9 protein-coding genes and 1 pseudogene are annotated in these 7,786 nt (G+C 70.2%); 8 read left to right on the top strand and 2 right to left on the bottom strand.

All coding sequences use genetic code 11. The features are described from left to right. From AB0M47_RS41315 to AB0M47_RS41300, 4 genes and pseudogenes are all read left to right on the top strand, one after another. Positions 1-487: sigma-70 family RNA polymerase sigma factor (locus AB0M47_RS41315; protein ID WP_363424117.1), on the top strand; the 487-nt coding region annotated here is incomplete at its 5' end. 503 nt (positions 488-990) lie between these two features. Next, positions 991-1,227: a hypothetical protein gene (locus AB0M47_RS41310; protein WP_253756636.1), complete on the top strand. Its 237-nt coding sequence runs from the start codon at positions 991-993 to the stop codon at positions 1,225-1,227. A 130-nt stretch (positions 1,228-1,357) separates the two neighbouring features. Next, a pseudogene (locus AB0M47_RS41305) lies at positions 1,358-1,969 on the top strand (trimeric intracellular cation channel family protein); the annotation flags it as partial. Between the two features lie 321 nt (positions 1,970-2,290). Continuing rightward, a complete protein-coding gene (locus AB0M47_RS41300; RefSeq protein ID WP_363424123.1) occupies positions 2,291-4,030 on the top strand; it encodes a DEAD/DEAH box helicase in 1,740 nt (579 codons plus the stop codon). Positions 4,031-4,088: 58 nt separating this feature from the next. On the opposite strand, the gene AB0M47_RS41295 is transcribed toward AB0M47_RS41300, so the two are convergent. Then, positions 4,089-4,334: a DUF3039 domain-containing protein gene (locus AB0M47_RS41295; RefSeq protein WP_253756639.1), complete on the bottom strand. Its 246-nt coding sequence runs from the start codon at positions 4,332-4,334 to the stop codon at positions 4,089-4,091. A gap of 90 nt (positions 4,335-4,424) precedes the next feature. On the opposite strand from AB0M47_RS41295, the gene AB0M47_RS41290 reads away from it, so the two are divergent. Genes AB0M47_RS41290 through AB0M47_RS41275 form a run of 4 tightly spaced genes read left to right on the top strand, consistent with a single transcriptional unit; the run spans position 4,425 to position 7,150 of the window. Next, positions 4,425-5,333: a pseudouridine-5'-phosphate glycosidase gene (locus AB0M47_RS41290; protein ID WP_363424113.1), complete on the top strand. Its 909-nt coding sequence runs from the start codon at positions 4,425-4,427 to the stop codon at positions 5,331-5,333. 14 nt (positions 5,334-5,347) lie between these two features. Further along, on the top strand, positions 5,348-6,247 hold the full coding sequence (locus tag AB0M47_RS41285) for a PfkB family carbohydrate kinase (RefSeq protein ID WP_363424120.1): 900 nt from the start codon (positions 5,348-5,350) through the stop codon (positions 6,245-6,247). A 4-nt stretch (positions 6,248-6,251) separates the two neighbouring features. Next, positions 6,252-6,593 carry a DUF3099 domain-containing protein gene (locus AB0M47_RS41280; RefSeq protein WP_363424110.1) on the top strand — a complete coding sequence of 114 codons (342 nt, stop codon included), beginning with the start codon at positions 6,252-6,254 and terminating at the stop codon, positions 6,591-6,593. Then, on the top strand, positions 6,590-7,150 hold the full coding sequence (locus AB0M47_RS41275) for a DNA-3-methyladenine glycosylase I (protein ID WP_363424107.1): 561 nt from the start codon (positions 6,590-6,592) through the stop codon (positions 7,148-7,150). Before AB0M47_RS41280 ends, AB0M47_RS41275 begins: the two co-directional genes overlap by 4 nt. Positions 7,151-7,302: 152 nt before the next feature. Here AB0M47_RS41275 and AB0M47_RS41270 read toward each other — a convergent pair. Next, the coding region (locus AB0M47_RS41270) for a sigma-70 domain-containing protein (RefSeq protein WP_363424104.1) at positions 7,303-7,786 on the bottom strand (484 nt) is incomplete at its 5' end.

Raw genomic sequence — 7,786 nt, 5'->3', positions numbered from 1 at the left:
TATCCCGGTGCACATGGTCGAAGTGATCAACAAGCTCGGCCGCATACAGCGTGAGCTGTTGCAGGACCTGGGTCGCGAGCCCACTCCGGAGGAGCTCGCCAAGGAGATGGACATCACCCCGGAGAAGGTGCTGGAGATCCAGCAGTACGCCCGGGAGCCCATCTCGCTCGACCAGACGATCGGCGACGAGGGCGACAGCCAGCTCGGCGACTTCATCGAGGACTCCGAGGCGGTCGTCGCGGTCGACGCGGTCTCCTTCTCGCTGCTGCAGGACCAGCTCCAGCAGGTGCTGCAGACGCTCTCCGAGCGTGAGGCGGGCGTCGTGCGGCTGCGCTTCGGCCTGACCGACGGCCAGCCGCGGACGCTGGACGAGATCGGCCAGGTCTACGGGGTGACCCGCGAGCGGATCCGGCAGATCGAGTCCAAGACCATGTCGAAGCTGCGGCACCCGTCGCGGTCGCAGGTCCTTCGCGACTATCTCGACTAGGTTCGCCGCCGGAAGCCCGGGCGACTGGGCGGATGCCGGGACGGCGTCCCAGATCGCAGGAACAGGGCCCCCGAGTGGGGCCCTGTTCGCGTTCAGCGAACAGTCCCCCATCGGGGGCTCGAAAACGGACATTGAGCGCGACGAGGGTCGTTTTCGTGGCATACAGTGGGGCGGAATTGCCGCGGATTTTCCTCCAACACTCCACCGAACGTATCGGCCTGATCACCGTGCGTACGAACTCAGGGGTGTGACCGGGCCGCTATCGCAAAGTCCGTGTTGACGTGGCACGCTGGGGGAACGGAAGGTTGGGGCACGTGGGGCCCTTCATTTGTCCCAACCGAACGGTGTGGTCCGCTCCCGATGTGAGGTGAATCCAAGCTCGGATCGGGAAGCCCGTCCGCGGCACCGACGTTGGAGGGTGAGTGGGCGCAAGAAACGAACCGTCGGCAAGCTCGGCGGAGAACGAACGGACCAGCATCGGTGACGATCAGAGGAGGCCGGGCATGACAGCGACCCTCACGCCGCCGCCGGAGACGGCGACAGCTCACGACGCCGATGAGCGCTGCGACCGCTGCAACGCGGCGGGCAAGCTGCGCATCGTGCTCGCAGGCGGGGGCGAATTGGTGTTCTGTGGGCACCACGCCAACAAGTACGCCGACGACCTGGTGAAGATCACCGTCGACTACACGGTCGAGCCGGACTTCACCTGGCGTGGCAGCGAGCTCATTGCGAAGAACTGACCCCCAGACGATGTACTGAACAAGGCATAACACCCCTTCGGTGTGCTAAGACCTCGAAACCCCGTCGTGCCGGGTGTGCGGCACGGCGGGGTTTTCGCATGTCCGGCCGGACCGCCGATAGCATTCCCCGGTGGACTCCAGTGAAGCCCTGCTCATCGCCGATCTGGCCGGTGTGACGGTCTTCGCGGTCTCCGGCGCCTCCGCGGGCGTCTACAAGCACCTCGACGCGTTCGGCGTGGTCTTCGTGGGGTTCGTCGCCGCCCTCGGCGGTGGGATCTTCCGGGACCTGGTGATCGACACCGTCCCGCCGCTCGCCTTCTCCGACTGGCGCTACTCCGCCACCGCCGTCGTGGCGGCGCTCGCGACCTTCTGGCTGCATCCGCACCTGGGCAAGATCGTGCGGACGATCCTGACGCTCGACGCCGCCGGGCTCGCCCTGTTCACCGTCACGGGCACGCTGAAGGCGCTGAACGATCCCACCCCCGTCCCGGCGGTCGGCGCGTGCTTCATCGGGATGCTCACCGGCATCGGCGGCGGCTTGGCCCGCGACCTGCTCACCGGCGAGATCCCCCTGGTTCTCCGGCGTGAGATCTACGCCGTCGCGTCGCTCGCGGGCGCAGCCGTCGTCGCGACGCTCAACTGGTTCCACGACGACAAGATCCTCCCGCTGTTCCTGGCCGGGCTGCTGATCTTCGTGATCCGGATGATCTCGGTCAAGCGCCAGTGGTCCGCGCCCACCGCCCGCCCGGTCGTGGCCGGTCCTACCGGCTGGCCGAGCACGCCGCTGCGCCGGCCCCGCGTCGGCTCCAGGCCGGCCGGCAGGAATCGGTCCTGGTCGGCCGACGCGGAGCAGTCGTGGTCGGCCGGCATCGACCAGTCCTGGCCGTCCGGCGAGGAGCAGTCCGGCGCGGCGGGATCGGGCTGGCCCGCCGACACCGGCCGGCCCGGCGACACGCGTGGCGGACCGGAGCCGGGCCGGTCGGGCCGGGGCTCCGAAAAGGACAGCGAGCCAGGCCAGGGACCTGACGCACCCACCCGGTAAAGTTTGGCGGTGCCACTCGACATCGCTCGCCTGAACCCTGATCCGGACACCTTTCCCGCCCTACGGGCCTGGCAGCGCAAAGCTCTCGTCGAGTACCTCCGGCGGCGGTCGGCCGACTTCCTCGCGGTCGCGACGCCAGGTGCGGGAAAGACCACATTCGCGCTTCGCATCGCGGCCGAACTCCTCGCCGACGGCACCGTCGAGCGGGTCACCGTGGTCGCCCCCACCGAGCACCTCAAGACCCAGTGGTCGCAGGCGGCCGCGCGGGTCGGCATCCAGCTCGACTCGGCGTTCCGCAACTCCGACGGGCACGCCTCCCGCGACTTCCACGGCGTGGTCGTGACCTACGCGCAGGTCGGCATGGCCCCGATGGTCCACCGCCGGATGACCATGACGAAGCAGACGCTGGTGATCCTCGACGAGATCCACCACGCCGGCGACTCCCGCAGCTGGGGCGACGGCGTACTGCAGGCCTTCGAGCCGGCCGAGCGGCGGCTGATGCTGACGGGCACCCCGTTCCGGTCCGACGACAATCCGATCCCGTTCGTGGAATACGTCCGCGACGGGGCTGACGGGCTGCCTCGCAGCCGGGCCGACTCCACCTACGGGTACGCCGACGCGCTGACCGACGGCGTCGTCCGCCCGGTCATCTTCCTGGCGTACTCGGGGGAGACGCGCTGGCGGACGAGCGCCGGCGACGAGCTCGCCGTCCGGCTGGGCGAGCCGATGACGCAGGACGTGATCGCGCAGGCCTGGCGGACCGCGCTGGACCCCAGCGGCGACTGGATGCCGCAGGTGCTGCGCGCCGCGGACGCCCGGCTTCAGGTCAAGCGGGCCGGTGGCATGCCCGACGCCGGCGGCCTCGTCATCGCCTCCGACCAGCAGACCGCCCGGGCGTACGCGAAGCTGCTGGAACGGATCACCGGCGAGAAGGCCGTCGTGGTGCTCTCCGACGACGCCGGCTCCTCGAAGCGGATCGCGGACTTCGCCACCGGTCAGGAACGGTGGCTCGTCGCCGTCCGGATGGTCTCCGAGGGCGTCGACATCCCCCGGCTCGCCGTCGGGGTGTACGCCACCAGCGCCTCCACGCCGTTGTACTTCGCCCAGGCGATCGGCCGGTTCGTCCGGGCCCGGCAGCAGGGCGAGACGGCCAGCGTCTTCCTCCCGAGCGTCCCGCATCTGCTCGGGCTGGCCTCCGAGATGGAGATGCAGCGCGACCACGTGCTCGGGGCCAAGAACAAGCGTGAGGGGTTCGACGACGAGCTGCTCGAACGGGCGCAGCAGAGCGAGGACGCCAGCGGTGAGCTGACGAAGAAGATCGAGGCGTTGTCCGCCACCGCCGAGCTGGATCAGGTGATCTTCGACGGGGCGACGTTCGGCCTCCCGGCCCAGGCCGGTACGCCCGAAGAGGAGGAGTTCCTGGGGCTCCCCGGTCTCCTCACCCCGGACCAGGTCGCGGCGCTGTTGCACAAGCGGCAGGCGGAGCAGGTGGCGGCCGCGCGACGGCGGTCGAACGCGGCGGCCACGGCGGCGGTGGCGGGCGGCGTACCGGCGCAGCCACGGGACATGTCCGCCGCCGAGCGCCGCCTGCACCTGCGGCGGCAGCTGAACGCGTTGGTGGCGGCGCATCACCACCGGACGAACCTGCCGCACGGCAAGATCCACGCCGAGTTACGCCGGCTCTGCGGCGGGCCGCCCAGTGCGCAGGCGACGATCGAGCAGCTCGAGGAACGGATCGCCACTATCCAGACGATGGCCTGAGAACCGGACCGGAAACGAGGAAGCCCCGCTCACGCGGGGCTTTCACAGGAAAGGTCTGTCACTCCTCAAGCGACTCGTAGATCTCCTTGCACTCCGGGCAGACCGGGAAGCGGCTCGGGTCCCGAGACGGAACCCACACCTTCCCGCACAGGGCTCTGATCGGGGTGCCCTCGATCAGGGCAGCCATGATCTTGTCCTTCGGCGCATAGTGCGAGAAGCGCTCGTGGTCGCCCTCTTCGACGAGGCGATGATCAGTGTCGGTGCGCTCTTCGATGAGCGTGCCGGTCTCAGGGGTCGTACTCACCCGTCAAGTCTCTCAGAGTCTGGGCCAGTCGGCGAGTGGGATAGCCGGGAGCTGCGACGGAGTGTCCGACCGGCCCGCTAGGTTGGTGTCGTGAGCATCAGGTTGAGTGAGGAAGTGGCGGCCGCCGTCGAGGACGGTTCGCCGGTGGTGGCGCTGGAAAGCACGATCGTCTCGCACGGGTTGCCCCGACCGGACAATCTTCGCATCGCCCGCGAAATCGAAGAAACTGTCCGAAAGAACGGCGCCCTCCCGGCGACCATCGGCATGGTCGAGGGCGACCTGGTCGTCGGCCTGTCCGACGACGAGCTGACCCGCCTCGCGACCCGCGACGACGTGGTCAAACTCTCCGTCCGCGACCTCGCCACCGCGGCCGCCAAGAAGGCCGACGGCGCGACCACCGTGGCCAGTACCTCCGCCATCGCCGCGGCGGTCGGCATCGGCGTCTTCGCCACCGGCGGGCTGGGCGGCGTCCACCGGGAGGCCAACCAGACCTTCGACGAGTCCGCCGACCTGATCACGCTGGCCCAGACGCCGATCGCGGTGGTCTGCGCGGGCGTGAAGTCGATCCTCGACGTCGGCGCCACCCTGGAGCGCCTGGAGACGCTCGGCGTCGGCGTCCTCGGCTACCGCACCAGCCGCTTCCCCGGCTTCTTCATCACCGACTCGGGCTTCGACCTCGGCTGGTCGGTCGAGAGCCCGGAGGAGATCGCCTCGGTGATGAAGGCGCAGAACGACCAGGGCCTGCACGAGGCCGGCCTGATCGTGGCCAACCCGCTGCCGGTGGACGAGCAGCTCGACCCGGACCTGCACGACCGGACGCTGGCCGACGGGCTGCGCCTGGTCGCCGAGCGCAAGATCACCGGCAAGGACGTGACGCCCGCCCTGCTCGCCCATTTCCACTCCGCCACCGAGGGCAAGAGCCTGGAGGTCAACGTGCGGATCATCCTGCACAACGCGGCCCTCGCGGCCCAGATCGCGGCTGCCGCCAGCCGGATGTGACGCGCGTGACCACCATCTGCTGCGTCGGCGACATCATCACCGACGTGCTCGCCGCCCTCCTGGCTCCGCTCGCCCCGGACTCGGACACCCCCGCGCACATCCAGGTCGCCGGGGGCGGCCAGGCCGCGAACACCGCGTCCTGGCTGGCGGCGTCCGGGGCCGACGTCGTCCTCGTCGGCGCGGTCGGCGACGACCAGGCCGGTCGCGAGCGCGTCGCCGAACTCACCGAGGCCGGCGTCCGCGTGGCCGCCCAGGTCTGCCACGGGTCGGCCACCGGCGCCATCGTCGTCCTCTCGACGCTGCACGGCCGGAGCATGATCACCGACCGTGGGGCCAATCTGCTGCTCACGCCGGAATCGGTGGACGTCGGGCTGAGCGACGCCGGCCGACTGCACCTCTCGGCGTACACGTTGCTTGATCCAGGCTCACGACGCGCGGGCCGGCACGCCCTCGAGCAGGCCATGGCCCGCGGGATCCCGGTGAGCGTCGACGCGGCCTCCGCGCACCCGCTCGAGCAAGTGGGCGCGGAGCTCTTCTTCTCCTGGGTACGCGGAACGCAGGTCCTGCTCGCGAACAGTGATGAAGCACTCGTCCTGGCTGGTGGAGGCACCCCCGAAGAGCAGGCGCGTCGGCTCGCCGACGCCGTCGGCGGATCCGCGGTCGTCAAGCTCGGCGCGGGCGGCGCGGTCTGGGCGCTGCCGGACGGCGAGCTGCTCACGGCGCCCGCGACGGCGGTGCCCGCCCTGGACACCACGGGAGCGGGCGACGCCTTCGCCGCCGGCCTCATCGGGGCGCTGGCCGCCGGCGCATCGCCCGACAAGGCGCTCAGCGCGGCCACCGCGCTCGGTTCCCAAGCGGTCACGACGCTGGGTGCCAGGCCACCCGTGCCCGTTCACTCAGAAGTGGGACGATGAGGGTATGGCGCGCAACGCCCCCATCCTGATCACCGACGCTGAGCCGAGCCTCGAGAAGCAGCGGCACAGTCGGGAGATCCGCTATCTGCTCATGATGTCGCTGCGGGCGGTCTGCCTGATCCTGGGCTCCGTCCTGGCCGTCATGCAGGTTCCGCTGCTGTGGCTGTGGCTGCTGCTCTGCGGCCTGGGCATGGTCGTCCTGCCATGGATGGCCGTCCTCATCGCCAACGACCGGCCGGTCAAGGCGGAGCACCGGTGGCGGCACAAGCCCGCCGCCGCGCCGGGCACGTCCACCCACGAACTGCCCACCCAGCCGACCGGAAAGACCATCGACGTAGACCTATGAGCGATCTGATCATCGGGGCCGACGGCCTCGCCCGGTGCCCCTGGGGTGCGAGCACCCCCGACTACGCGGTCTACCACGACGCCGAATGGGGCCGGCGGATCGAAGGCGACGACGCCCTGTTCGAACGGCTCACCCTGGAAGGGTTCCAGTCCGGCCTGTCCTGGCTGACCATCCTGCGCAAACGGGAGAACTTCCGGACCGCGTTCGCCGGCTTCTCGATCCCGGCGGTCGCCGCCTTCGGACCCGACGACGTCGACCGGCTGATGGCCGACACCGGGATCGTCCGCAACCGGGCGAAGATCGAAGCCGCCCTGAACAACGCCCGGGTCGCCGACACGCTGGACCTCTCCGAGCTGCTGTGGTCGTACGCTCCCCCGCGACGGCCCCGCCCGGCGGCGCTGGGCGACGTCCCAGCGGTCACCCCGGAATCCACGGCGATGGCGAAGGCGCTACGCAAACGCGGATTCCGGTTCTTCGGGCCGACCACGGCGTACGCCCTCATGCAGGCGACCGGGATGGTCGACGACCACCTCCACGGCTGCCACGTCCCCCACTAACCCTCCCCTCCCGCGCTTCTAGGCGTTGATCATGGAGTTAACTGTGGTCTCGCCGGTGTGTCGAGGGGGCAAACCCCATGATCAACGCGAACCGGCGCGCCGGCTGGGTGAGCCGGCGCGCCGTTGGAGTCATTGTGGGGGCTGTGGGGGGATCAGGCGGCGTACACGGCCAGGCGGCCGGCGCGCTCGGGCTGTCGCAGCTTCGACAGCGTGGTCTTCTCGATCTGCCGGATGCGCTCGCGGGACAGGCCGAACTCCTTGCCGACCTCGTCCAGGGTGCGCTGACGGCCGTCGTCCAGGCCGAACCGCAGCCGGATCACCGCCTGCTCGCGCTGGCTGAGGGTGGCGAGGACGAAGGCGACCTCGCCGCGGAGCTGACCCAGCGCCACACTGTCCTCAGTGGCCGGAGCGGCACAGGAGACGAAGTCGCCCAGCGCGCTCTCCCCGTCGTCGCCGACGGCCTGGTCCAGGCTGACCGGCTCGCGGTCATAGGACATCAGCTCGATGACCTGGTACTCCGGGACCTCCAGCGCGGCGGCGAGCTGCGCGATCGAAGGCTCCCGGCCCAGCTGGACCGCCAGGTCGCGGCGTACGCGGACCATGCGGTTCACCTGCTCCACCATGTGCACCGGGATG

Source organism: Hamadaea sp. NPDC051192 (genome assembly GCF_040682475.1).
Classification (GTDB): domain Bacteria; phylum Actinomycetota; class Actinomycetes; order Mycobacteriales; family Micromonosporaceae; genus Hamadaea; species Hamadaea flava.
The sequence above is the reverse complement of the archived record's forward strand: the minus strand, read 5'-3'. Positions and strand labels throughout refer to the sequence as shown.